Annotated in this window: 20 protein-coding genes and 2 pseudogenes; 10 read left to right on the forward strand and 12 right to left on the reverse strand. The window is 61.7% G+C overall.

Going from position 1 to position 22,687, the window contains the following annotated elements; translation table 11 throughout:
• Positions 1-321: 321 nt before the first annotated feature.
• On the forward strand, positions 322-540 hold the full coding sequence (locus M9890_10235) for a hypothetical protein (protein MCO5177334.1): 219 nt from the start codon (positions 322-324) through the stop codon (positions 538-540).
• Between the two features lie 1,059 nt (positions 541-1,599).
• Here the strand turns inward: M9890_10235 and M9890_10240 are convergent.
• The 4 genes from M9890_10240 to M9890_10255 form a co-directional block, all read right to left on the reverse strand.
• Complete coding sequence (locus M9890_10240) at positions 1,600-1,965, reverse strand: hypothetical protein (GenBank protein MCO5177335.1); 366 nt, start codon at positions 1,963-1,965, stop codon at positions 1,600-1,602.
• Positions 1,966-2,089: 124 nt separating this feature from the next.
• Positions 2,090-2,476: a hypothetical protein gene (locus M9890_10245; GenBank protein MCO5177336.1), complete on the reverse strand. Its 387-nt coding sequence runs from the start codon at positions 2,474-2,476 to the stop codon at positions 2,090-2,092.
• A gap of 20 nt (positions 2,477-2,496) precedes the next feature.
• Positions 2,497-2,778, reverse strand: a complete 282-nt coding sequence (locus tag M9890_10250) for a type II toxin-antitoxin system HigB family toxin (GenBank protein ID MCO5177337.1) — start codon at positions 2,776-2,778, stop codon at positions 2,497-2,499.
• Positions 2,779-2,862: 84 nt separating this feature from the next.
• Entirely contained in the window at positions 2,863-3,072 is a 210-nt protein-coding gene (locus tag M9890_10255; GenBank protein ID MCO5177338.1) for a hypothetical protein, read from the reverse strand.
• Positions 3,073-3,251: 179 nt separating this feature from the next.
• Between M9890_10255 and M9890_10260 the strand changes: the two genes are divergently transcribed.
• Positions 3,252-4,682, forward strand: a complete 1,431-nt coding sequence (locus M9890_10260; GenBank protein ID MCO5177339.1) for an amidohydrolase — start codon at positions 3,252-3,254, stop codon at positions 4,680-4,682.
• 72 nt (positions 4,683-4,754) lie between these two features.
• On the opposite strand, the pseudogene M9890_10265 reads toward M9890_10260, so the two are convergent.
• From M9890_10265 to M9890_10285, 5 genes and pseudogenes are all read right to left on the reverse strand, one after another.
• A pseudogene (locus tag M9890_10265) lies at positions 4,755-5,324 on the reverse strand (hypothetical protein).
• A 205-nt stretch (positions 5,325-5,529) separates the two neighbouring features.
• A pseudogene (locus M9890_10270) lies at positions 5,530-6,163 on the reverse strand (beta-lactamase family protein).
• Between the two features lie 2,467 nt (positions 6,164-8,630).
• Positions 8,631-9,818 carry an FAD-binding oxidoreductase gene (locus M9890_10275; GenBank protein MCO5177340.1) on the reverse strand — a complete coding sequence of 396 codons (1,188 nt, stop codon included), beginning with the start codon at positions 9,816-9,818 and terminating at the stop codon, positions 8,631-8,633.
• A gap of 107 nt (positions 9,819-9,925) precedes the next feature.
• Positions 9,926-10,774: a pantoate--beta-alanine ligase gene (gene panC / locus M9890_10280; protein ID MCO5177341.1), complete on the reverse strand. Its 849-nt coding sequence runs from the start codon at positions 10,772-10,774 to the stop codon at positions 9,926-9,928.
• A 148-nt stretch (positions 10,775-10,922) separates the two neighbouring features.
• Positions 10,923-12,572 carry an MFS transporter gene (locus M9890_10285; protein MCO5177342.1) on the reverse strand — a complete coding sequence of 550 codons (1,650 nt, stop codon included), beginning with the start codon at positions 12,570-12,572 and terminating at the stop codon, positions 10,923-10,925.
• Between the two features lie 241 nt (positions 12,573-12,813).
• Here M9890_10285 and M9890_10290 point away from each other — a divergent pair, with 241 nt between their 5' ends.
• Both M9890_10290 and M9890_10295 read left to right on the forward strand, forming a co-directional pair.
• Positions 12,814-13,806 (forward strand): ABC transporter ATP-binding protein, encoded by a 993-nt coding sequence (locus M9890_10290; protein ID MCO5177343.1) that lies wholly within the window; start codon positions 12,814-12,816, stop codon positions 13,804-13,806.
• A complete protein-coding gene (locus tag M9890_10295; protein ID MCO5177344.1) occupies positions 13,803-14,669 on the forward strand; it encodes an ABC transporter permease in 867 nt (288 codons plus the stop codon). The genes M9890_10290 and M9890_10295 overlap by 4 nt, the downstream gene beginning before the upstream one ends.
• 173 nt (positions 14,670-14,842) lie before the next feature.
• On the opposite strand, the gene M9890_10300 is transcribed toward M9890_10295, so the two are convergent.
• A complete protein-coding gene (locus M9890_10300) occupies positions 14,843-15,115 on the reverse strand; it encodes a hypothetical protein (protein MCO5177345.1) in 273 nt (90 codons plus the stop codon).
• 531 nt (positions 15,116-15,646) lie between these two features.
• Between M9890_10300 and M9890_10305 the strand changes: the two genes are divergently transcribed.
• The 3 genes from M9890_10305 to M9890_10315 are packed head-to-tail and all read left to right on the forward strand — an operon-like array spanning position 15,647 to position 18,306.
• The gene (locus tag M9890_10305; protein MCO5177346.1) at positions 15,647-15,880 is read left to right on the forward strand and encodes a hypothetical protein; all 234 of its coding nucleotides are present in this window, start codon (positions 15,647-15,649) and stop codon (positions 15,878-15,880) included.
• 55 nt (positions 15,881-15,935) lie between these two features.
• Positions 15,936-16,649 (forward strand): response regulator transcription factor, encoded by a 714-nt coding sequence (locus tag M9890_10310; GenBank protein ID MCO5177347.1) that lies wholly within the window; start codon positions 15,936-15,938, stop codon positions 16,647-16,649.
• Between the two features lie 22 nt (positions 16,650-16,671).
• Positions 16,672-18,306: a HAMP domain-containing histidine kinase gene (locus M9890_10315; GenBank protein ID MCO5177348.1), complete on the forward strand. Its 1,635-nt coding sequence runs from the start codon at positions 16,672-16,674 to the stop codon at positions 18,304-18,306.
• Between the two features lie 67 nt (positions 18,307-18,373).
• Here the strand turns inward: M9890_10315 and M9890_10320 are convergent, their stop codons facing one another.
• Both M9890_10320 and M9890_10325 read right to left on the reverse strand, forming a co-directional pair.
• Positions 18,374-18,886, reverse strand: a complete 513-nt coding sequence (locus tag M9890_10320; protein ID MCO5177349.1) for a DinB family protein — start codon at positions 18,884-18,886, stop codon at positions 18,374-18,376.
• A 375-nt stretch (positions 18,887-19,261) separates the two neighbouring features.
• A complete protein-coding gene (locus M9890_10325; protein ID MCO5177350.1) occupies positions 19,262-20,209 on the reverse strand; it encodes an NAD-dependent epimerase/dehydratase family protein in 948 nt (315 codons plus the stop codon).
• Between the two features lie 125 nt (positions 20,210-20,334).
• Between M9890_10325 and moaA the strand changes: the two genes are divergently transcribed.
• The 3 genes from moaA to M9890_10340 form a co-directional block, all read left to right on the forward strand.
• On the forward strand, positions 20,335-21,345 hold the full coding sequence (gene moaA, locus M9890_10330; protein ID MCO5177351.1) for a GTP 3',8-cyclase MoaA: 1,011 nt from the start codon (positions 20,335-20,337) through the stop codon (positions 21,343-21,345).
• Between the two features lie 102 nt (positions 21,346-21,447).
• A complete protein-coding gene (locus M9890_10335; GenBank protein ID MCO5177352.1) occupies positions 21,448-21,858 on the forward strand; it encodes a FixH family protein in 411 nt (136 codons plus the stop codon).
• Positions 21,855-22,687, forward strand: an 833-nt coding sequence (locus tag M9890_10340; GenBank protein ID MCO5177353.1) for a FesM, incomplete at its 3' end; no start/stop codon positions are given. The genes M9890_10335 and M9890_10340, both read left to right, overlap by 4 nt.

A 22,687-nucleotide genomic window follows, 5' to 3' on the forward strand; every position in this document is an offset into this window, starting at 1 on the left:
CGGGATTGCGGCCGGCGATTTCTCTTTCACACAGGCATCGGCGGCGACTCACTCACCTGAAAAACACGAACAGGCGACCATCAACAATTCAACATAACGCAACTTCCCAATGAATCCCGAGTGCATAAATCGGGATTACTTCTCGGACATCAGCGCACACATCCGAACACCAATGACAGGCCGCCCGATCGTCCTATCCGAGAAATCCGAGCGATGTACTCGGTATTAAGACTTATTAGTACCTAGTATTCATTCTCAACATCATGTATACTCCTGGTAGTTGAGTTTGGACTTACGTGCCATTCAAGCAGGAGGATACAGATGCAGCAGATTCATACTGGCCAGTGCGGACTTTGCACCCACTTCGGCGAGAACAAGCCGAACGACGTCCAGATCATCCAGATCCGCACCAAGCATGAGGCCCCGGAGACGTTCGTCTCGGCCTGCGGTCACCCGAAGCACGCCGCCCTCGATCTGCGCGTCACGCCGATCAGCAGCTGCGCCGGCTTCGAGATGGCCCAGGACGTCCAGGCCGACTAATCTCGCTCCACCGAACCGAGCTGCATATCGGCTCTGCAGACAGGGTCGCGACGATCGTCGCGACCCTGTCTGCATCTATTGGGTAGGTCCCCAGCACTAGACACCTTTCATCGATTTGGACGAGAGTTTATATCTGCCAGATGGATAGCCAACTGTCGACACACGGCATATCGCACGAACGCGCGTCCTCTTCGAGTGCGCCGAGGTTGATTGGCACCCTGTGAAACTCAACAGACAAGAGTGTCGCGCTGACATTCAGGACTGCGTATTCTGCCCAGGGGAATATCCGAAATGAATCGGGCAGGAAGCGTCGATCGAACGCCGCGCCCACGCTCCCAGGATTCACGATCACTCGATCACCACTCCGACGCAGCAGAGGCTCGTGAGTGTGACCACCGACGTTAATCGTCGCGTCAGATCCCACAAACCACTCATCCAATTGCGACTGCGGAGTAGCAGCCAGAATATTGTCAGACCAGGACCGCGGTGAACCATGATAGGCGAGGAGAGTCAGATCCTCCGCGAGCGCTCTCGAATGAGTCTTTGGAAGGGACGCGAGGTACTCACGGTCATCCATACTCAATTGTTCCTGGCACCAGCGATTGATTGGAATTGTCCAATGAGCGCTTGGTCGAGTTGAAGATACAGTCAGATCCGGATCAATTGGCTCAATCAGCATCGCATCTGCGTTTCCCATGATGACAGTAGACGCAACGCGACGGATACGCTTAATGACCTCATGTGGTCGAGGGCCATCTGCCGCGAGGTCACCGAGACACACGATCTCGTCAACGTCTCGACGCTTGACATCATCAAGCACTGCGTCCAACGCGACGAGGTTGCCGTGTATGTCGCTTACCAATGCCAAACGCATAGGTCCCCTCCAAAGTGAGTGCTATATAAATCTCAACACAATTCGTCGGCCCTCAGCACTCCTGACCGGCGATCAGTCGCGCGAAGCAACAGGAGTCCGCCATGGCAGTCCGGCTCATCTACGAGACACACTCGATCACGATCGATAATGAAGAAGGCATCGCGACAGGCTGGTTGCCGGGCGAGCTATCCGCGAGAGGTCGCCTGGAGGCGGCCCGACTTGGTGAGCGACGACAAAGCGACAATCTGCCAGTACGTCTCCGACTTGCATCGTGCCGTTGAGACAGCCCAGATCGCGTTCGCCGAGCACGACATCCTCATCGCCAGGACACGCGGCTCCGTGAATGCAACTACGGGGAACTCAATGGGATCGCGGTTGCAGAGCTCGCCGCGCTTCGTCGCAGCCACATCGACACGCCGTTCCCCGGCGGGCAGAGCTACCGTGATGTCGTCGACGCGACCCGCGCGTTCCTCAGCGACATCGTGCCCGGGCACGACGGCCAGACAATCCTCGTCGTTGCGCACTCGGCCAATCGCTGGGCGCTTCAGCATCTGCTGGACGGTGTCCCGCTGGAAGACCTCGTTGATGCGCCTTTCGCCTGGCAGCCGGGGTGGGAGTTCATGGTGTCATCGTGACTTGTTGACGTAACGCGATGTGGGAGACGCGCCAGATCAATCACGAAGCGAACACGTCGATTGGCAAACCAAAACGCTGGCTCAGTCCACGCATGTGGCCAAGCGTCATCTGTCGCGATCCGCTGAGGACCTCCGAGATGACCGACCGCGTTGGAAAGATGTCGAGAAGATCTGTCTGTCGCAACTCGTTTGCTTCCATCAGGTGCCGCAGCACATCAACACCGGAGACATCTGGCAACGGGAACCGCTCGTCTTCATACGCCTCAACGAGGATGCTCAACGTGTTGAGATAATCCTGCTCATCAGCACTCAGATCGCCGCGCTCAAGCAAGCTATCCATGGTCGCGACGACTTCATCGAGTTCGTCATCTGAACGAATGGCTCGTGGCGGGAGGGAGGCGATGATTTCAATGTACGATGTTGACATAGCCTTCTCCAGACTCTCCATCACTTCCAGCGACCACGGTCATACTCAGCATGTGTCAAGACATGCTTGATAAAGACCTTGCTCCATTGGAAATCAACCACCGCAATGATGCGAATGTCATCTTTCACGTTGAAGACCGTGTACTGACCAACCATATCGGCTGACCGATACGTCATTCGGAGTTCTGCGAACGTCCGCCATTCCGCCTTGTTGACAACGCGAAACCATGTGTTGAGTGCAGTCGTCGCATCTGCGTGCACTGCGGCGAACTCACGAAGACGTCTGCGCGTGATGACGTGCAATGATCGCTCCACGACAGCCTGGTGATGTTCGCACAATGCGAACATCATGTCAAGGGATACCTCAACGCGGAATGAGTTCCATTATCACTCGGCTCTCCCCGACGGATCAATCATCAGTTCATCCTCCGGCTCACCGTCGTCCTGTGCCTCCGGCACATCGGGCGGCGGTTCGTTCGGGTCGCTGTAATCAATGATGTAGTCAATGGTCGGGCGCAGTTCGGCGTCTTCGTCGCCTGATTCGGTGGCAATTTCGACGCGCTGCTGGTCCGGCGCGATGATCCAGACGTTGCGCATCACACGCTCCAATCGTTGCGAGGCGTCTCCTGCGTCTACCTTACATCAGCAACACAGAGGCCGAGCGTCAGACAAGCAAACTCCCACAATCGCCGAGTTCCTGCTAGGATGCGTCCTCACAGAACAACGTGGCAGTCTGCTCGGGAGCGGCGCTCGTGGGCAGCAGGGGAGGCACGATCATGGCCGGCGAAGAAACCGCCATCGGTTACCTGAATGAGAACTACAAGAAGTTCTCGAGCATGGCGCGCGCGATCTGGGAGAACCCCGAGATCGGGCTGGACGAGAAGTTCGCCTCGAAGACGATCGCCGACGAGCTGGAGAAAGCCGGCTTCGCGGTCGAGTTCGGCGCGGGGCAGATGGAGACCGCCTTCGTCGCCAGCTGGGGCGAGGGCACGCCGATCATCGGCATCCTCGGCGAGTACGACGCGCTGCCGAGCCTCTCGCAGGATTCCACGCCGGAGCGCAACGAGCTCGTCCCCGGCGGTCCGGGTCACGGCTGCGGCCACAACCTCTACGGTGTCGGCGCGCTCGGCGCGGCGCTGGCTATGCAGGAGGCAATGAAAGAGCAGGGCATCAGCGGCACGGTGCGCTACTACGGCTGCCCGGCCGAAGAGACGCTGACCGGCAAGACCTACATGGCCCGCGACGGTGTCTTCGACGATCTGGACGCCTCGATCACCTGGCACCCTGGCTACGCCAACACCGTGCCGATCAACAGCTCCAGCCTGGCGATGAATTCGTTCAAGGTGCACTTCCACGGGCAAGCGTCCCACGCGGCGGCCGTCCCGCACATGGGCCGCAGCGCACTCGACGGCGCTATGCTGATGGACATCGGCGTCAACTACCTGCGCGAGCACATCATCCAGGATGCGCGTATTCACAGCGTCATCAAGGATGGCGGCGAGGCGCCGAACGTCGTCCCGCCGACGGCGACGATCTGGTACTTCGTCCGCGCACCGAAACGCGACCAGGTCGAGTCGATCTACCAGCGCATGCTGGATTGCGCCAAGGGCGCAGCGTTGATGACCGGCACCACCTACGACGTTGAGTTCCTGACCGGCTGCTACGAGATGCTGCCGAACGCCGTCGTCAGCAACATCATGCTGGACAAGATGGAGGACATCGGCGGGATCGAGTTCAGCCACGACGACATGGAGTTCGCCCGCCAGCTGCAGGCGTCGATTCCGGCGGAGATCATCGAGATGAGCCGTGAGCAGACGTTGCAAAGCTCGATCGCCGGCACGACTGCCGACGACATCGGCGATGTGCTGTGCGAGAACGTCATCCGCCCGTCAGAAGAGTTCCGCATCGGGCACGGCTCGACCGAGGTCGCTGACGTCAGCCAGATCACACCAACCGCGAACATGTGGGCCTGCTGCCACCCGCTCGGTTCGCCGGGCCACAGCTGGCAGATCACGGCGTCGTCCGGCGCGGAGATCGGCTTCAAGGGCATGGACTTCGCCGCCAAGTCGATGGCGCTGACCGGCCTGGAGCTGATGGTCAACAAGGAAGCGCTCGAAGCGGCCAAGAAGGAGTTCGTCGAGGCGACCGGCGGGCGCAAGTACGTCACGCCGCTGCCGGAAGGAGCGACACCGAAGAAGGGTGGGTGAGCGGCCCTCACCGGTGCCCAGAAGGGTTTCACCCCTCTCCCACCAGAGGAGGGGGAGTCGTTACGTTGGCGCTTAGATCACGCGATCGCGGTTGCGGTAGGTTTCGATTGGCCAGGCGCGCATGCCGCCGGTGTAGACGCTGAGGATGGTGCCGTCGGCGTCGCGCTCGTAGCGGTAGTGCTCGCCCTGCGAGCCGTACGGCGAGCCGCCCATGATCTTGAGCGTGTTGGCATCGACGACCGCGGTAGCTCGGCGGCCATCGTGTGCGGCGATTTGGCCGACTGGGCTGCCGGCGTAGAGTTTGCCGCCCAGCAGGTAGATGACGGTCACGCGCCCCACAGCGTGGCGAAGCGCCGGTGATACGAGGTCGATCGACGGATCGGCGTCGGCCGGCGGCTGCAGCGCGGCGCTGTTGGTCAGGCCAGAGCTGAGCGGTGCCTTCGACGGCACGCTGCGGGCGTTGTCGAGGATCTTGAGGATGCCGGCAGCCAGCTCTTCGGCCGGACCGTCGACCGAGTTGGTCAGCACCGAGATCGCCAGGCCCTCGTTCGGGTCCCACATCGTGCGGGTGATGTGGCCGGGATAGCCGCCCGAGTGACCGACCATGCAGTGCCCGTTGTAGTAGTGGACCGTCGTGCCGTAGCCGTAGCCATCGCGGGCGCCGGGCGCCTTCGGCCATCCACTGGCCGCTGCATCTCGTTCTTTGAGCGATCGCTGATCAGGCGGTCACCGAAGAAGTGCGCCGACGCGAACTGCACCATGTCCTCGGCGGTCGAGTAGAAGCCGGTCGCCGCCGCCATCGCGTGCGTATCGACGTGCGGGATCGTCTGCCGCTCGGTCCAGCTGTTCAGACCGCGCTGTGGCCACCGGCGTAGTCGTCGATCCGCGCCTCGTCCAGCTCCGCCGCGTTCGTGAGCCCCAGCTTGACAATCGCCGACTTCGTGTAGTCGTTGTACGTGCTACCAGCCGCCTTGCCGACGATCATCCCCAGCAGCGAGAAGCCGATGTTCGTGTACTTGAACGTCGACTCCGGCTGGCGGACGACGCCCTCGCGGATCGAGAGCTCGAGCAGCTCCTTCTCGTCCGGGAATGGTCGACTGTGCTGCCAGTAGGTCGCATCGACGCCATCGCGGATGACGCCGCCGTTCTGCGAGACGAGCTCGCGCACCGTCACATCGGCCAGCGACGACCCGGCCTCCTTCAGCTCAGGAATCCACTGCCCGGCCGTGATCGTCCAGGCGCAGCTTGCCGGCCTCGACGAGCTGCATGACCGCCGTCGCGGTGAACGTCTTGGAATGCGAGGCGATGCGGAAGAGGTGCGAGGTCGTCAGATCCTCGCCGGTATCGAGGTTCGACTTTCCGTACGCCTTGCTGAACTGCAGCTTGCCGTCGTACCAGATCGCCACCTGCGCTCCGGGCGTGCGCAGCTTCCAGACGCGATAGTCGAGCCACTGATCGACATAAGCGAGCGCCTCATTCATGCGCTCGACTGCCGACACCGAAGAATCCGTCACCATCTCACTCCAACTCCTGACCCACAACACGTATCCACCCGCCCACAGCGACGAGTAAGCGAGTGCGTTGAATCCGTGCAGGCTAGCGGAGATAGGGCGGGGAGTGCAATGGGGGTGTGATGCGGTCAGGTTGGGAGCATGTGGTCCACAGGTAGAGCTGTTCGTGTGAGCAACGACAGCCCGCCTTGCTCGAAAGCGGGATCGCCTGACCATTACCGATATTGGCGATAGGGGTGGATCAAGGATTTCAACGGCCATAATCCAGAATCGGCATGGTTCTTCAATCGTTAACTATTGTCCGTTGCAACTCCGTCCTCTGATCGAATTGACGACGTTGACCCATGGTGTCTGAGATAATTTCGAATGCACGATTCGATCCCGCCGCTCACGGATCAACCAGGTATCACTCCGGCAAGACCTGCCACCGCACCAATTGCGAGCCTCACCAGTATCCCGCGAAAGCTGATTTCCATTCGACGGTTGGCTTCTAGCAGCCGGGTTTCATATTCACGGTGAACGTTGAACTCGAACGCGCCACCGCCTGAGTAATGTCAGAGCAGCATGCTCAACTCACTATGACGCTACGAGAATAAATGTCCCGGTGCTGTCTCAACTCCTGAATGTCATCCCAACCTAACTCGGCAACGTCAGGGACAAAATCCGCAGAGCGCTGGGGCCGCAGATTCCGGAATCCGCTTGCTCACGTTCGATATCAACATAGCAACGCGACTATGACGAGAGCCCATGCCAGGCTTGAGCCCTGATGCTTGCAGAGTAACGCGTCATGATTCGCACTTTGACACCAAAGATCGAACAAATAGGTCGGGCCATAGTTTCTCAATTGCGGGTCGCGCTCATCAACTGGATTACGCTCCCGGCGATTTGCTTTATTTCTGGTTTGGTGGAACAGTTCCAAATTGAACTATGATCGTCCCCTCACCTGCTCCTCCTTTAGCGGCTCAAGGGTTGCTCGCCAGGATCGTGATGTGTCTGACTCCAAGATCCGGCGTATTGGCCGATCCGGGGGCGCATCGTTCGAGCCATGGCAGTAAAACCCACTGCCCGGCAGCGCCGGGCAATTTCGAGTCTGCTTACTTCAACGGTCTACTCCTCGCATTAGGCGAATGCCAGAATTCAACTGACCCGTTTGGCCCGGCCTTGTCCAATCCATTCACCCGCTTGAAGATAGACTCGTCGTGGAGAAGCGACGCAATCTTGATTCGCTGTCGAACCTTTTCGAGTGCGGCACCAGTGATGAGAGAACTCGCATTGGATCGAGTGGGAAATAGATAGTGGAATCATGGGACATGAGTGCCGACGGCCATTTCTATCGCCATTCTGGAGTAGGCGGTTGATCTGTAGGCCAGCTTTCTGCCTTTAGAGATTCATTCGCTACAAAAGAAAGTCTACTGCATTCTGATGCCACCTGATATGAACGTACGAACTCTCGTTCGTTGCACCAGGGTGCCTCTGGCGTCCGTCCCAGAATTGAAGGCCGTTACGATATCGACCAATTGATTGCGTTACTTCGGTACTGGGTAGCTAATCGTCCTGAGCGCCTGGCTGAGCCTGGTTTCACCGGCGAGTCATATGAGAGCGTACTGGACACGCTGATGGGACTGCCAAATCCTAGGCATACGGCATTCTTCACTTACGACAGACAGATTTGGTACTCTGTATACACATAAAGGATGCATGGTTGGTCTATGAAGAAACACTACCAAGACAAGGTTGACAAATGGTGTACCGCCACGCTGATTCCGTCTACGAGGAGGTCAAACGGCCTAGTGTTCCGGCGATCTTTGATTGAGTTAACAGAGATCATCCGGGACAATCCGTCGATACAGAAGCCAGCGCTGTTTTATTCATGTTTCCGCAGGTCTATGGCGAGGCACAACCATACGTACGACGTGTTGCAGATCACCATCGAGATACCTGCATCATACCGAAATCTTATACTAGACATAAATGCTTACCTGAACGCTGCAATCAACACGCACTTGGGTAAATCCGATCATTTTGGAGGATGAGTGATGGCGAACCACTTTACTGAACGCCGTATGCTCGAATAGTGGGAGATCAGACTGACTAGCTCGTTGTTAAACCGCTGCAGAGAGTACGACAAGCGCATCGCACATCAGACCAAGCCTCCTTGCTGACATCTTCAAGTTCCGTGACTTGCATGAGGGCGATTGATGTCCTAGTCGATCTGACAGATGCATTTGTTGGTTTGGTAGTACTGGACTATTGTGTCTGAGATACGCTGTTTTCTGGGAGAACATCTTCAGTTCCTGACTGCAGAAAGTACGCTTGCAGATACCCGTTCGTACGTAAACCAAAATCCTCAACTTAACCCCCACATATCGTTTGTACACATTTAACGACGCTTCATGGTGACAAGGCACGCTCGGGCGTCACGAGCTAATAGACCGCGCTAGCCGGCGAGGTGGAAGCGGACGGGATCGGCGGTGATGTAGGTCTGGACGGTGGCGGCGTCCATGGTGTCGAGGCGGTCTGGCGTGAGCCCGCTGAGCTCTGGGACGTCTTTGCCGAGGATCTGGTCGGCCACGGCGCGGCCGACGGCGGGCGCGATGGCGAAGCCGTGGCCGGAGAAGCCGGCGGCGATGGAGAGCCCGTCGACGGCGGAATAGCGACCGACGTACGGGATCTCGTCGATGCTGATGGCTTCAAGTCCGCACCAGCTGCGGGCTATGTCAAGCTCGTTCAGCAGCGGGATCAGGCGCGCGCCGTGCGACCAGTTGCCGGCGACACTCTCATCAATCCGCTCGTAGCTGAGGCGATCGGCTGAGGGCTGGCCGGGCCAGCCACCGCCGAGCAGGAACTCGCCGGATGGCAACTGCTTGAGCGACAGCCGGTAGCTGGGGCCGCCCATGACCGGCTTGACCAGTCCGGGCGTCGTCGGCGTCGATAGCACCATCTGCAGCGCGTGCATGCGGACCGGCAGGACGATGCCGAGCGGTGCGAGCAGCGCGTCGCTCCAGGCACCGGCGGCGACAACGGTCGCGTCGGCGAGGATGTCGCCGGCGGATGTCCGCACGCCGAGGACGCGGTTGTTCTCGACGATCAGCTCGATAGCGGTTGTGTTGGTGAGGTACTTCGCGCCGTGGCGCTGGGCGGCGGCGGCGAATGCGCGGGTCGTGGCCGCCGGGTCGGCGTGGCCATCCTCGGGCGAGTAACTGCCGCCGATCACGCGGTCGTTGGCGGCCGGCGCGATCTCGCGCGCTTCTTTGGCATCGACGAAGCGCACGTCGGTGAAGCCGTTGGCGTGCTGGGTCTCGACGAATGCGCGAGTGCTCTCGGCCTCTGCGTCCGTCTCGGCGACGCGGAGGTTGCCCTCGCGGCGGTAGCGGACGTCTGCGCCGAGCTCTTCTTCCAGCGTGCGCCAGCGGTCGATCGCTTCGGTCGCCAGCGCAGCCTCGGCGTGATGGCGGCCCTGGCGACGGACCCCGCCGGCGCTAGCCCACGAGGCGGATGGCTCGGTGGCCGGCTCCCAGCGATCGACGACGATTACCGACGTGCCCGCCCGCGCCAGGTGATACGCGGTCGAGCTGCCATTGACACCGCCACCGATGATGACGACATCCGTTGTCTCATTGCTCATTCCACATCCCCTTTCAGATCTCGCGATCGCTGCCAGCGATCTATCTTCCGCATTGTCGCGTACTTCGGTCCATCGTGAATACGGACGTTGATGCCAATCGGTTATGTCTACTCGATCATATCTACCAGATGCAAATTGTCGATCAGGCGAATGCCGTCGGCAATGACGGCGACGATCACGAGGGCATCGCCGTGGATGATGCCATCGCATTCGGTGAACGACGCCGGGGCGACCAGCGTGGCGTAGTCGATGGTGATCTGGGGCTCAGCGCGCAGGCGCTGGCGCAGCGCCTCGCGGAGCTGTGCAGCGTCGCGCTCGCTGGCGTCCCAGGCGGCGCGCACGTCAGCCAGCGCCTGCGGGATGGCGGCGGCTGCCGAGCGCGCGGACGGCGACAGCAGCACGTTGCGGCTGCTCAGCGCAACGCCGTCGGTGTCACGCACGGTCGGCACCGGCACGATCTTGACCGGCAGCGCCAGATCAGCGACCAGACGACGCACGACCGCTAGCTGCTGGGCGTCCTTCTGGCCGAAGTACGCGGTCTGCGGCTGGACGATGTTGAGCAGCATCGTCACGACCGTCGCGACGCCGGTGAAATGTCCGGGCCGCGCTGCGCCTTCGAAGGTGCGCGCGATCGGTCCGACATCGACGATCGTGGAATGCCCTGCCGGATAGATCTGCTCGACCGTCGGCAGGACCACCAGATCGACGCCCTCGCTGGCGAGCACCGTTATGTCGCGTTCCGTGTCTCGCGGATAGTTGCCGAAATCGTCCGTCGAAGTGAACTGCGTCGGATTGACGAAGATCGAGACGGCGACGGCTGCGTTCTCGGCGCGCGCTCGACGGACGAGCGCGAGATGGCCATCGTGCAGCGCGCCCATCGTCGGCACCAGCCCGAGCGGATCGGGCAACGCTCGTCGCGCCTCGCGCACTTCGTCGACCGTCGTGCTGATCCGCACCGGCAATTCTCCCTGCTCGCTCGCCAGACTCCCCTACCCGGCCTCACTCGCAGTGAGGGTGCCTGTGTGAGGGCGGTTCGTCAAGATAGAGAGCGAGGCGAGCCGTGCTGGCTCGCCTCGTCATATCTCGCATTGGTTGGTGGCGAGGTCAGTCGCCGCTTTCCGGGATCGGCACGGCTTCGACATCGACCGGGAATGCCGCGTGCTCGCTGACTGGATGCGCCGCGACCACTTCGTCGCTGATTAGCTTCCAGGCGACGACTGCGGCGACCAGGATGACCGCCACCGAGACGACGATCGCGCGGTCCATGCCGACCATGAAGGCGTTGCTGGACACCTCGCGCAGCATCGAGCTGACATCGGCCGGAACGCCCGGGAAGAGCGTCTGATCCTGGATCACTCGACCGCCGTAGCTCATCCCGGCACCGAGGATGTCGAGGACCGGCTTGAGCGGCCCGGCATCCGGGTTGTCACGCAGCGCCCGCACCTGAGCGTCGCTGGTGAAGTAGTTCTGGTAGGCACGATTCATGATCGTGCCGAGCAGCGCCACACCGAACGCATTGCCGATCTCGCGGATCGCGCCGTTGACTGCTGACGCGACGCCGCTCTTGCCCGCCTCGACGCTGTTGAGCACTGCGGTCGTCATCGGGGCGAAGATGAGCGACATGCCGAGGCCCATGACCAGGTACGACGGCAGGATGTCCATATAGGTGCCGTGCACGTTAGCGCGCATGAACAGCAGCGTGCCGATGCCAGCGACGACCATGCCGGCCGCGAGCAGCTTCGACGCGCCGATGCGGCCCACCATCATGCCGGAGATCGGCGAGGCCACCATCATCACCGCGACCATCGGCAGCAGCGCCAGACCGGATCGCACCGGCGAGAAGCCGTGGACATTCTGCAGGTAGAGCGTGCCGAAGAAGGCGATGCCGGCGATCAGGAACGAAACGGCGAAGGCAACGATATTCGCGCCGGTGAAGGTCGACGAGCGGAAGAAGCGCATCGGTACCATCGGGCGCTCGGTGCGCAGCTCGACGAGCACGAACGAGACGAACAGCACTGCTGCCAGGGCCAGCGCGCCGACGATCAGCGAATCACCCCAGCCACGGTTGCCGGCCTCGATCAGCGCCCAGGTCAGGGACGCAATCGCGCCGGTGACCAGGATGGTGCCGGGGATGTCGGTCGCGACGGTGCCGGAGGTATCGCGCGTCTCGCGGATGACCGCCGAACTCACGGCAAAGGCCACGATGCCGATCGGGATGTTGACCAGGAAGATCCAGTGCCAGCTCGCGTACTGCACGAGCAGACCGCCAACGACCGGGCCAAGCGCCAGACCGGAGACGGAGATCGCCGACCAGATGCCGAGCGCCTTGCCGCGCTCTTCCGGCGGGAACGCCTCGGAGATGATCGACAGCGAAAGCGGCAGAATGAACGCCGCGCCGAGTCCCTGCAACGCACGCGCCAGAATCAGCATCTCGACGTTTTGCGAGAACGCTGCCAGCACCGACGTTGCGGTGAACAGCGCGATGCCCGCCATGAAGAAGCGCTTCCGGCCCAGCCGGTCGCCGAGTCCACCAGCAGTAATCTGCAGCGATGCGAACACGAGGATGTAGGCAGACACGATCCACTGGAGCTGCGTCGTCGTCGCTTCCAGATCCTTGGAGATCGTCGGCAGCGCGACATTGACGACCAGGTTGTCGAGGATCGCCATGAACAATGCAAAGCAGGACGCGACCAACGCATACCAGCGTGCGTTCTGCTCGTTAATCCGACCGGTCAATTTCGTCATGCCTGGCATAGGCAGCTCCGTTCGATGAGCAACTCCCGCGACGCCGTCGTCACAGGCGGCTAACAATACCCAGCGTGCTCATCGCTGTGCCTGTCCAGATGGCCAGACCTGATACTGGCCGACTGTCAAAAAGCCGAACAGTTCACAGAAATGTCACAAGCGCGTAACACGCAAGCCATTGTTGTCTCGCAAGATTGGAGATGTCGGCAACGGAGCCGACGACGAATGAACCATTGAGGGGGTGTACGGGGTGAGTGCGCAATCCACCACACCACGCATGAACGGCCGGCCAGTCCGGCGCAAGAAACGACAACGCGAACGATCAGCCGAGCCGATCATCCGCGCCGACCATCTGACCAAGCGCTACGGTACCGTCACGGCAGTCGATGACGTGAGCTTCGAGGTTCGACGCGGCGAGATCTATGGCTTCCTGGGACCAAATGGCTCGGGCAAGAGCACGACGATCGGCATGTTGCTCGGACTGGTTGCTCCCAGCTCGGGATCGATCGGGCTGTTCGGCAAGGGGCCGGACGAGCGAGCGGAGACACTGCCGCGCGTCGGCGCGATCATCGAGTCACCAGCGTTCTACCCGTATCTGTCAGGCCGCCGCAATCTGCGGGCGCTGGCCGATCTACGTCCCGGTGTCACCGACGCGCGCATTGATGAGGTTATCGAGATCGTCGGACTGACCGGCGCGGCCAATCGCAAGTACTCAGAGTATTCACTCGGCATGAAGCAGCGGCTCGGCATCGGCTGGACGCTGCTGCACAACCCGGAGCTGCTGGTGCTGGACGAGCCGACGAACGGCCTCGATCCGGCTGGCATGGCCGAGGTCCGCCACCTCATCCTGCAATTGGCCAGCGAGGGCAAGACGATCTTCATCTCCAGCCACCTGCTCAATGAAATCGAGCAGGTTTGCGACCGTGTCACGATCATTCAGCGCGGCAAGCTGATCGCCGAAGGCTGGGTGGACGAGATGGTCAACAGCGAGCCACGCCTCCTCGTCCGCGTCGACGCGCCAGAACGCGCGGAGGGCATCGTTCGTGGGCTGCTGGAGGCCGCTGAGATCGAGATCGACGGCGATGAACTGATGATCAGTGCCGCAGCGTTGCGCCCCGCCGAGATCAATGCCGCGCTCGTGACGGCCGGCATCGGCGTCGAGGAATTGCATACGATCCAGCACTCGCTCGAAGAAGCGTTCCTCGACCTGACGAACAACGTGGAGCAGGAGGCGCAGGCATGACAGCAACGAATATGACCGTCTCGACCTCAGTTCCACCGACGGAGATCCCCGCCGGACAGCCGCGCTTCCAGAGTCTCGTCCGGATGGAGCTACGCAAGCTGCGCTATCGCCCGATGACCTTCGTCATCTTCGGCATCATGGCTGCGCTGCTCTCCGGCCTGATGACGATTGGCTACATCGCCACTCGCGTCTCTAATCGTCCGCCGGGCGTATCCCTTGAGGACGACGTCCGAAGCTTTCTCTTCCCGGGCGTCTTCCAGGATGGATTCAGCATCATCGGCGGAGTCGGTGGCATTCTGCTGGTGGTGATCGCCGCCGCGATCATCGGTTCGGAGTACAGCTGGGGAACGATCCGTGTGTTGGTCGGCTCCGGTGTGCCACGCGCCCGGCTCATCGCATCCAAGCTGGTGACCGTTGGTCTGGTGACGATCGGATTGACGATCGTCGGGTTCCTCGCCTTCACCATCACGTCGGTGGGAATCGCCATTTTCGGCGGCCACACGCTCGACATGAGCTGGCTGAACGGCGGCACTGCCATCGATCTGCTGCTGATGTTTGTCCGCACGATCTTCATTCTGTTCGTTTCAGCGGTGCTGGCGTTCACCGTGACCGTCTTCAGCCGTTCGCTGGCAGCCGGTATCGCAGTCGGCATCGGCTACATGGTCTTCGAGGGCATCGCCGTTGGCCTGCTCGGCCTGATGGGCAACGTTGGCGAGACGCTCGCCGACCTGCTGCTCTCGCCGAACATGAACGCGATCCAGCAACCTAGCAGAACTACATCGGCGAGCGCACCTTTACCAGCGACGGTCTGCCCGATCCCTGGCGCGCGGCTGCGTTGCTCACGGTCTATACCGCCGCCATGATTGCTGCCTGCTTCTGGATGTTCCGCCGCCGAGACGTCTCTTCCGGAGGCTGATGTAACAGATTCCCCTTATCCCCCACACCCCACCCCCATTGAACCGGCGGTCCCCCCACGACCGCCGGTTCCCCTTTGCTTCATGACAACACCGCCGCGACCCGCGCCACCCCGGTCGAATCAGGCGCGGGCGTCATCCGATTGCACCTCGCTCATCATCTGCTTCTCCATGCCTTTCTGATAGCCGAGACGGAAGGCTTCCTGAACCTCGGCAACGCCGCTCTCATCCACCCCGATATTGGCCAGCGCGGTCAGTACCGCGTTCTGGAGGATGCGAATCAGGTCATGAACCTTCGGTTGATTGCCGACGTAGGCCGCGCCGGCGGTCGAGCCGAGCGCGACCGAGACGGTGCAGAACTCCTCGACGATGCGGTCTTCGCTGATGTTTGTCATCGGACCTCCCTGTCCAGGCTCGGTCCGGAGCCGGGTCGAATGCGCGACGCAGGCGCTCGACAACGTCCCGTGAGCCAACCTCCACCACCGGGCAAATTACGGCACCCACTCCGTCCCGCACGTGAACGACGACGCCCTGGAATCGGTACCGCAAGGGTGCCAGCGACACCGGTGGCTCATCCCAGATCATGGCATCTGAGCGGTGGGTATCAACAAGCCTCTCGTACTTCTCGTCAGGGCGAAGCGGCTCGCAAGCACGCTCCGACGTGGCATGCACGAAGCGCAGATAGCGGTCATGGATTCACTCATAGTATGCGATGGTCGACAGGACGGCCTCGTGTCGGTCGCCGCAAGCAATGGGTTCGAAGAAGTCGTCGGGAAGTGTCAGCAGCTGAATCGTCTTCCATGTCACCGTTTTGTCACAGGTCCGCCATATCGCCGCCGCATTCGCCCCCTACGATAGGTATGTAAGCGAATGGACGCCGGGCGCTGTTTGACCGGCAGAGCACCACAATGACGTGGAGGCAGGACATGACGAATCAGACGATGATGCTGACCGGACCCGCTGGCAATGTTGCAGGCAATGCGGCACCAGTTGGACGACCGGGAATCGGCGCGCAACGCAGCGCAGCCGGTCGCGCCCTGCGCACCTTCAGCGAGGTTGGCCGCTGGCTCCTGCTCGGAGCCGCCGCGCCGGAGCTGCTCATCGAAGAGGAACGCGCACTCGCGCGGGAGTACAACAGCCGTGCTGCTCAGCTCCACTAGCTATACTCCGGAGGCGAGCGTCGTCGAGACTGACGCAGACCACCTCCGGGGGACCATGGCACAGATCGTTGTTGTTGAGGACGAACGGGAGATCGCGGCGATTGTCAGCAGCGCGTTGCGCGAGGAGGGCCACGACGTCGAGGCACTCCACGATGGCAACGCCGCGCTGGATCGGCTGCTCGATCCGAGCCGTCCGGCACCAGATCTCATCGTCCTCGACCTGATGCTCCCGGGCATCAATGGGCTGGAGATCACGCGCCGATTTCGTCAGCAACACATCACACCGATCCTGATGCTGACCGCCAAGTCGACCGAGCTGGATCGTGTGCTCGGGCTGGAGCTCGGTGCCGACGATTACCTCACCAAGCCATTCTCCGTCCGCGAGCTGCAGGCACGGGTCAGCGCAATGCTGCGCCGCGTCGAGATGATGCGCGCTCACTCGCACGTCGACGACAGCAACCAGCTCGTGATTGATGACTCGGGCCTCTGGATCGACCCAACGAGCCGCGAGGTGCGCATCGATGATGTCACAGTCGGCTTGACCGCCCGCGAGTTCGATCTGCTCTACCTGCTGGCCTCGAACCCCGGTCGCGCGTTCAGCCGCGATTATCTGCTCGACCGGCTTTGGGGTGACGACTTCGCCGGCTTCGACCGCACAGTCGATACCCACATCCTGCGCTTGCGACGCAAGCTCGGGTCGGCGGCCGATCGCGTCGTGACGCTCTGGGGCGTCGGCTACAAGTACGATCCGACGGTCGGCACGCAATGACCGGCCCGGTCCGCGCGGCCCAATGACAGCGCTGCTTGCGCCGTTCCGCTTGCTCGGCTGGCCGTTCCGGCTGTATCGCCGCAACATCAGCATTCAGCTCATCACATCGCATGTCCTCGTCGTTATGTTGACGGCGATCGTCATCGAGACATTAGCGGCCATCACTGTGTTCGTCGGCCTCACTCTCTTCCTGCGGGACAACTACACCGATTTCGCGTCCGTCGATGTCGCCCAGTCGGTTGCAGTGTCGCTACGCAACGACCCGCTGACAGAGCGCCTTGCGCTCGGCGAAGCGGCGTTATCCGTCGGCGACAAGCAGCGACTCCAGAGCATTGTTGACGGCGTGATCAATAGTCGCGAATCCCCGACCTCAATTGGCATCACCACCAGAGTTGAAAGCGCACTCATCACGGATCCGAGCGGAACGGTCGTTGCGACGTCCGACCCTTCCTGGGTCGTTAACTCACCCGTCTCGGGCACATCACCGATCTCAGAGCTGGCCGAACGCCTCGTTGCCCGCATCATCGAACTGAACGGCAGCCCCAGCGACTACGGCGAGCTGTACGTCATCGACTCGATCGACAGCATCACCGTCGCCGCCTACCCGATCCTCGATGGGCAGCGACTTGTTGGTGTCGTGGCAATGCGGAGCACATTCTCCACAACACCGACCATCCGCAACATCATCCAGCAACCCGGCCTGTTCGCAACGCTGGCGATAGCCAACGCCGTCCTGTTCGCGCTGATCCTGATTCCAACGCTCATCGTGGCGGTTCCGGTCGGCATCTGGCGCGCCCGGCGCGTGTCGAAACGCATCGAGGCACTGACAAAAACCGCGACGGCGATGGTCGCCGGGGATCGCGCCACGCAGGTCGCTGTGACCGGGCAGGATGAAATCGCCCAGCTCGGGCAGCGCTTCAACGACATGCTGGCCCACCTGGACCGCGCCGACCGCGAGCGCAAGGCGTTCGTCGCCAATGTCTCGCACGACCTGCGTACGCCGATCGCCATCATCCAGGGCCGCGTCGAGCAGATGCTGCAGGACGAATCCGGACAGGTCGATCCGGAGACGCGACGCGCGCTCGAAGTCGTGCATAGCGAAACAACAACGCTCAGCCGCCTGATCGACGATCTCTTCACGCTGGCAAGGCTGGAGGAGACGTCGCTGCCGATGTCGCCGGAAGCCGTCGATATAGCGGCGCTGGCGGCGCAGATGGCCAGTGCCATCCAGCCGGTCGCCTGGTCGCAGCAGCGTGTCAGCGTGCAATCGGTGGTCAAGGTCGGCTTGCCGCCGGCGCTGGCCGACGCCACGCGGCTGCGCCAGATCCTCGGCAACCTGCTCTACAACGCATTGCGGCACACGCCGGAGGGTGGGCTGGTCGTCATCGACGCCGAGGCGATCGGAGAGACAGTCGAGGTACGCGTCAGCGACACCGGTATTGGCATGACCAGTGAAGAGCTTGGCCATGTCTTCGAGCGCTTCTATCAGGTCGAACAGAGGCATCGCTCACATGATGGCAGCGGGTTGGGCCTGTCAATCGTCAAGGACCTGACAGAGGCACAGGGCGGCAGCGTCGCCGTCGAGAGCACGCCGGGGCAGGGGACAACATTTCGCGTCCGCCTGCCGATGGCGCGAGTGACGCCCAATCAGCAATAACACGATCAGACAGGAGAAAGGGCCGACCTCGCGGTCGACCCTTCCCTTTCACCAACAGCACAGCAGCCTACGAGCTCCAGAGCTGACTCCAGTCGGCGTCGAAGCTGGTCTCGTGGTAGGTCCAGCCGTCCATGCCGGGCGGGTCGATGCCCAACTGAGTGAGGATCGCCGCGATCTGCGTTCGATGTTCAAGCCCGTGGACGAGGGCCTGCAGCAGCAGCACCCAGACCGGCATCGTGTACTCCGTGCCGCGATCGTTGATCTGCACCGTCGCGCCTTCGGTGGTGGTGCGCGCCACCTCAACGAGCTGCTCGCCGCTCGTCCGCGCCGCCGCCCGCAGGTCAGCCAGGTCGGTCGGGGCTCGGCGTTCGCGCGACACGGCGGGCTGCTCGGCCTCGATCAGCGCCGCAGCAAAGCGCTCCTGTGCTCCGACGATATGTACGAGCGTGTCACGGATCGTGCCGAACGTGCCGACTGCCGTTGCATCCAGTTGCGCGTCGCTCAGGCTTTCGCAGGCATCAAAAACACTCTCAGTTGCCCAGACGTTATATCTGAACAGCTCGGTCAGACTCTCTGACATTGTGGTCGTCTCCTTTATCTTTCCGAACGGTGTCCTTCTACGCTGGTCCCTGCTGGAACCGGAGCCGGATTCGGAAGACGACTCGGAGTCGGGATCATGGGATGCGCCCGCTTTCAGTTTCATGTTCACGACAGCAAGATGGTGCCCAGCAGTAAGGGCTGCGTGACACGGGCAACGCTCCTTCTTGAACGCTCCTAAAATAGCCACGCCTGCGGATTTGCGCCAGAGCGGATGCATTGCGAGTCGCTGTGGCAGCAGCCGTTGGCTGGGGTATTTGGCATGCTGGATGTTGTCCTGAAGGTGTAGGGAATTCAAACAGGCGTATGCAATACGCCCGGCTTGCATCACACCGACGCAGACAAATCGCCCAACTAGTTACCGCAACGACGCAACTGTCTGCGCGATGCCCTCCTGCAGCGACACCTCAGGTGCCCAGCCCAGGACATCCAGCGCGCGGCGGTTGTCGAGGTAGATGCGGAACGTCTCACCTGGCTTGGCCGGGCCGTGGACGGCTTCGCGCTGGTAGCCGGTGGCGGCCTTGAGCAGGTCGAAGATCTCGTTGACCGAGGTACCGACGCCGGAGGCGATGTTCAGTGCCGCGCCATCGCCGCCATCCAGCGCGGCGACGTTCGCGCGCACGGCGTCGGCGATGTAGACGTAGTCACGCTCCTGCTCGCCGCTGCCGTTGATAACTGCTTGCTCGTCGGCCAGCATCTGGGCGGCAAAGATGGCGACGACGCCGGCCTCGCCGTATGGGTCCTGCCGCGGACCGTAGACGTTGCCGTAGCGCAGCGTGGTGTAGCGCAGGTTGTGCAAGGTCGCGTACAGGCCGAGGTAGTGCTCGACCGTGTGTTTGGAGATGCCGTAGGGCGAATCGGCTGCGATCGGGTTGTCTTCCGGGCAGGGCAGCGTCTCCGGCTCGCCATAGATCGCGCCGCCGCTGGAGATGTAGATGATCTTGCCGACTCCAGCCTGCCAGGCGGCTTCCAGCAGATTGATCGAGCCGACGATGTTGCGGCGACAGTCGTTGAGTGGATCGCTCACCGAATTGCGGACGCTCGTCTGGGCAGCGTGATGGTTGATGACCTCAGGGCGAAAGTCGCGCAGCAGATCGCCGATCTCCGGCGACGCGATATCGACCTCGGCGAGGTGGGCTTGCGGATTCACCTGCTCGCGCCGTCCGGCTGACAGATCGTCAATGACGAGGACCTCGTGGCCCAGCCCGACAAAGGCATCCACCACGTGCGAGCCAATGAACCCCGCGCCACCAGTCACGACGATCCGCATAGTGCTCTTGCCCCACATCCCTGTGCTATTCGACACTTATATCCACGAAGACAGAATGCCACGCGCGGCCGAACGTCACGAGTTCACCGGCACGACGATGCCATACAATGGTCAAACGCGATATACTCAACTTGGAAGTATCTAAAATCGGAACGGCAACAATGGCAACCACCGACCTTCTCAACCGACCCCTGCGCGACCTGCGGATCTCAGTTACGGATCGATGCAACTTCCGTTGCGTCTACTGCATGCCGAAGGAGATCTTTGGCGCGAATTACCCGTTCCTGCCGCATACCGACATTCTGACATTTGACGAGATCACGCGGCTGGCGCGCATCTTCGCGTCGCACGGTGTCGAGAAGATCCGCCTCACCGGCGGTGAGCCGCTGGTGCGTCGAAACATCGAAGAGCTTGTCGGCAAACTGGTCGAGGTCGAGGGCATCCACGACATCGCCGTCACGACGAACGGCTCGCTGCTGTCGCCGAAAAAGGCACGGGCGCTCAAAGCTGCCGGGCTGCAGCGCATTACGATCTCGCTCGATTCGCTCGACGACAAAGTCTTCAAGTCGATGAACGACGTCAATTTCCCGGTCGCGAAGGTGCTGCAGGCGATTGACAACGCCGTCACTGCCGACCTGACGCCGGTGAAGATCGACATGGTGGTCAAGCGCGGCTACAACGACCACAGCATTCTGGAGATGGCGGACCATTTCCGTGGCACCGGCATCATCCTGCGCTTCATCGAGTTCATGGATGTCGGCAGCACCAACGGCTGGCGCATGGAGGATGTCGTTTCGGCCGAGGAGATTCTGGACCGCATCAACGAGCAGTGGCCGATTGAGCCGATTGCACCGAACTACACCGGCGAAGTCGCCAATCGCTGGCGCTACGCCGACGGCCAGGGCGAGTTCGGCATCATTGCATCGGTTACGATGCCGTTCTGCGGCAATTGCACCCGCGCCCGCCTGTCCGCCGACGGACAACTGTACACCTGTCTGTTTGGGACCCGCGCCCACGACTTCCGCGCCAAGCTCCGCGACGGTTCAACCGACGAGGAGATTTCGGCGCTGGTCGGACGCGTCTGGGGAAATCGCGCCGACCGCTACTCCGAACTGCGGTCGGAGAACACGATCAATCTCAAGAAGGTCGAGATGTCCCGCATCGGCGGGTAAGCTTCCCCTCTCCCGACCGGGACCCCAAACCTCGTACGTGTCGTATGCTTGAGCCTGACTGGTTGTGAAGCCCGTCACAAGCTCAATAAAGGGACGTGCATTATGTCGTTTCAGGTTCGGCGTACTGCGCCGTTGCTCGTCGTCATGCTGCTCGTTATCCCGCTGCTCCTGGTTGGATGCAGCCGGGGAGATACTGCGTCAACGGATGCCCACGCGATGGCGTGGCAGGTCGACCCGTCGCCACCGAAAGTCGGTCCCGCCGTCGTCACCTTCGAACCCTTCGATGACGACAGCCAGCCGCTCACCGGGGCCAGCCTGGAGCTCGAAGGCAACATGAGCCACGCCGGCATGATGCCGGAGACCAGCGACCTCACCGAAACCGAGCCCGGCACCTATGTCACGTCCGACTTCCAGTTCAGCATGGCCGGCGACTGGATCATGACCGTGCGCGGCACGCTGTCAGACGGCACAAGCTACGAAGCTGCGTTCGACGTCGAAGGCGTCGAGGGATGACCTCCTCGCCGGTCCGGCTCTACAAGCACGGCCAGCGACCGTACCCACGCCGCGACCTCATGCGTGCGCCGTTGCTCGGCCGACTCTGGCGCTGGAAGCACGGGCGGACCGCGATGCAGGTCCCATTGCTGATCCTGGCCGGTCTGGTCATGCTGGATGGCTTCATCGGACCGTCACTCGCACCAAAGAACCTGGCCGGTGTCCTGCCGTGGGTGCACTGGCGTGGGCTGGTCGTGCTGGCGATCCTGCTGTTTGGCAACCTGTTCTGCATGGCCTGCCCGTTCATGCTGCCGCGCAGGCTGGCCAAGAAGCTGCTCCCAGGCGATCGCGCCTGGCCACGCTGGCTGCCCGGCAAGTGGCTGGCGGTCGCGCTGCTGCTGACGTTCTTCTGGGTCTACGAGGCGTTCGATCTGTGGTCCAGTCCGTGGCTGACGGCCTGGGTGGTCGCAGCCTACTTCGCCTCCGCGTTCGTCATCGATGGCTTCTTCAAGGGTGCGGCGTTCTGCAAGCACGTCTGCCCGATTGGCCAGTTCAACTTCGTCAACTCAATGGCGTCGCCGGTCGAGGTTGCCGTGCGCAACCCGACGACCTGCCTGGAATGCACGACAAAGGACTGCATCGCCGGGCAGTTCGACCCCGACTCCGGGCGGCTGACGCAGGCCGGTTGCGAACTCTGGCTATTCCAGCAGCGCAAGGTCGGCAACATGGACTGCACGTTCTGTCTGGACTGCATCCGCGCCTGCCCGTACGACAATGTCGGCGTGCTCTACCGCAACCCGCTTGCGGACATGATCTCGACCGAAAACCGCTCCGGCATCGGCCACCTGAG

This window comes from Thermomicrobiales bacterium (genome assembly GCA_023954495.1).
In the GTDB taxonomy this organism is placed as follows: domain Bacteria; phylum Chloroflexota; class Chloroflexia; order Thermomicrobiales; family CFX8; genus JAMLIA01.

Excerpts from the sequence above, each read along its gene's own strand:
- M9890_10255 (MCO5177338.1), bottom strand. The coding sequence starts at position 3,072 with ATGCGCAACGTCTGGATCATCGCGCCGGACCAGCAGCGCGTCGAAATT.
- M9890_10260 (MCO5177339.1), top strand. The coding sequence starts at position 3,252 with ATGGCCGGCGAAGAAACCGCCATCGGTTACCTGAATGAGAACTACAAG.
- M9890_10275 (MCO5177340.1), bottom strand. The coding sequence starts at position 9,818 with ATGAGCAATGAGACAACGGATGTCGTCATCATCGGTGGCGGTGTCAAT.
- M9890_10320 (MCO5177349.1), bottom strand. The coding sequence starts at position 18,886 with ATGTCAGAGAGTCTGACCGAGCTGTTCAGATATAACGTCTGGGCAACT.
- M9890_10310 (MCO5177347.1), top strand. The coding sequence starts at position 15,936 with ATGGCACAGATCGTTGTTGTTGAGGACGAACGGGAGATCGCGGCGATT.
- M9890_10240 (MCO5177335.1), bottom strand. The coding sequence starts at position 1,965 with ATGCTGAAGCGCCCAGCGATTGGCCGAGTGCGCAACGACGAGGATTGT.
- M9890_10285 (MCO5177342.1), bottom strand. The coding sequence starts at position 12,572 with ATGCCAGGCATGACGAAATTGACCGGTCGGATTAACGAGCAGAACGCA.
- M9890_10295 (MCO5177344.1), top strand. The coding sequence starts at position 13,803 with ATGACAGCAACGAATATGACCGTCTCGACCTCAGTTCCACCGACGGAG.
- M9890_10235 (MCO5177334.1), top strand. The coding sequence starts at position 322 with ATGCAGCAGATTCATACTGGCCAGTGCGGACTTTGCACCCACTTCGGC.
- M9890_10300 (MCO5177345.1), bottom strand. The coding sequence starts at position 15,115 with ATGACAAACATCAGCGAAGACCGCATCGTCGAGGAGTTCTGCACCGTC.
- M9890_10245 (MCO5177336.1), bottom strand. The coding sequence starts at position 2,476 with ATGTCAACATCGTACATTGAAATCATCGCCTCCCTCCCGCCACGAGCC.
- M9890_10335 (MCO5177352.1), top strand. The coding sequence starts at position 21,448 with ATGTCGTTTCAGGTTCGGCGTACTGCGCCGTTGCTCGTCGTCATGCTG.
- M9890_10315 (MCO5177348.1), top strand. The coding sequence starts at position 16,672 with ATGACAGCGCTGCTTGCGCCGTTCCGCTTGCTCGGCTGGCCGTTCCGG.
- moaA (MCO5177351.1), top strand. The coding sequence starts at position 20,335 with ATGGCAACCACCGACCTTCTCAACCGACCCCTGCGCGACCTGCGGATC.
- M9890_10305 (MCO5177346.1), top strand. The coding sequence starts at position 15,647 with ATGACGAATCAGACGATGATGCTGACCGGACCCGCTGGCAATGTTGCA.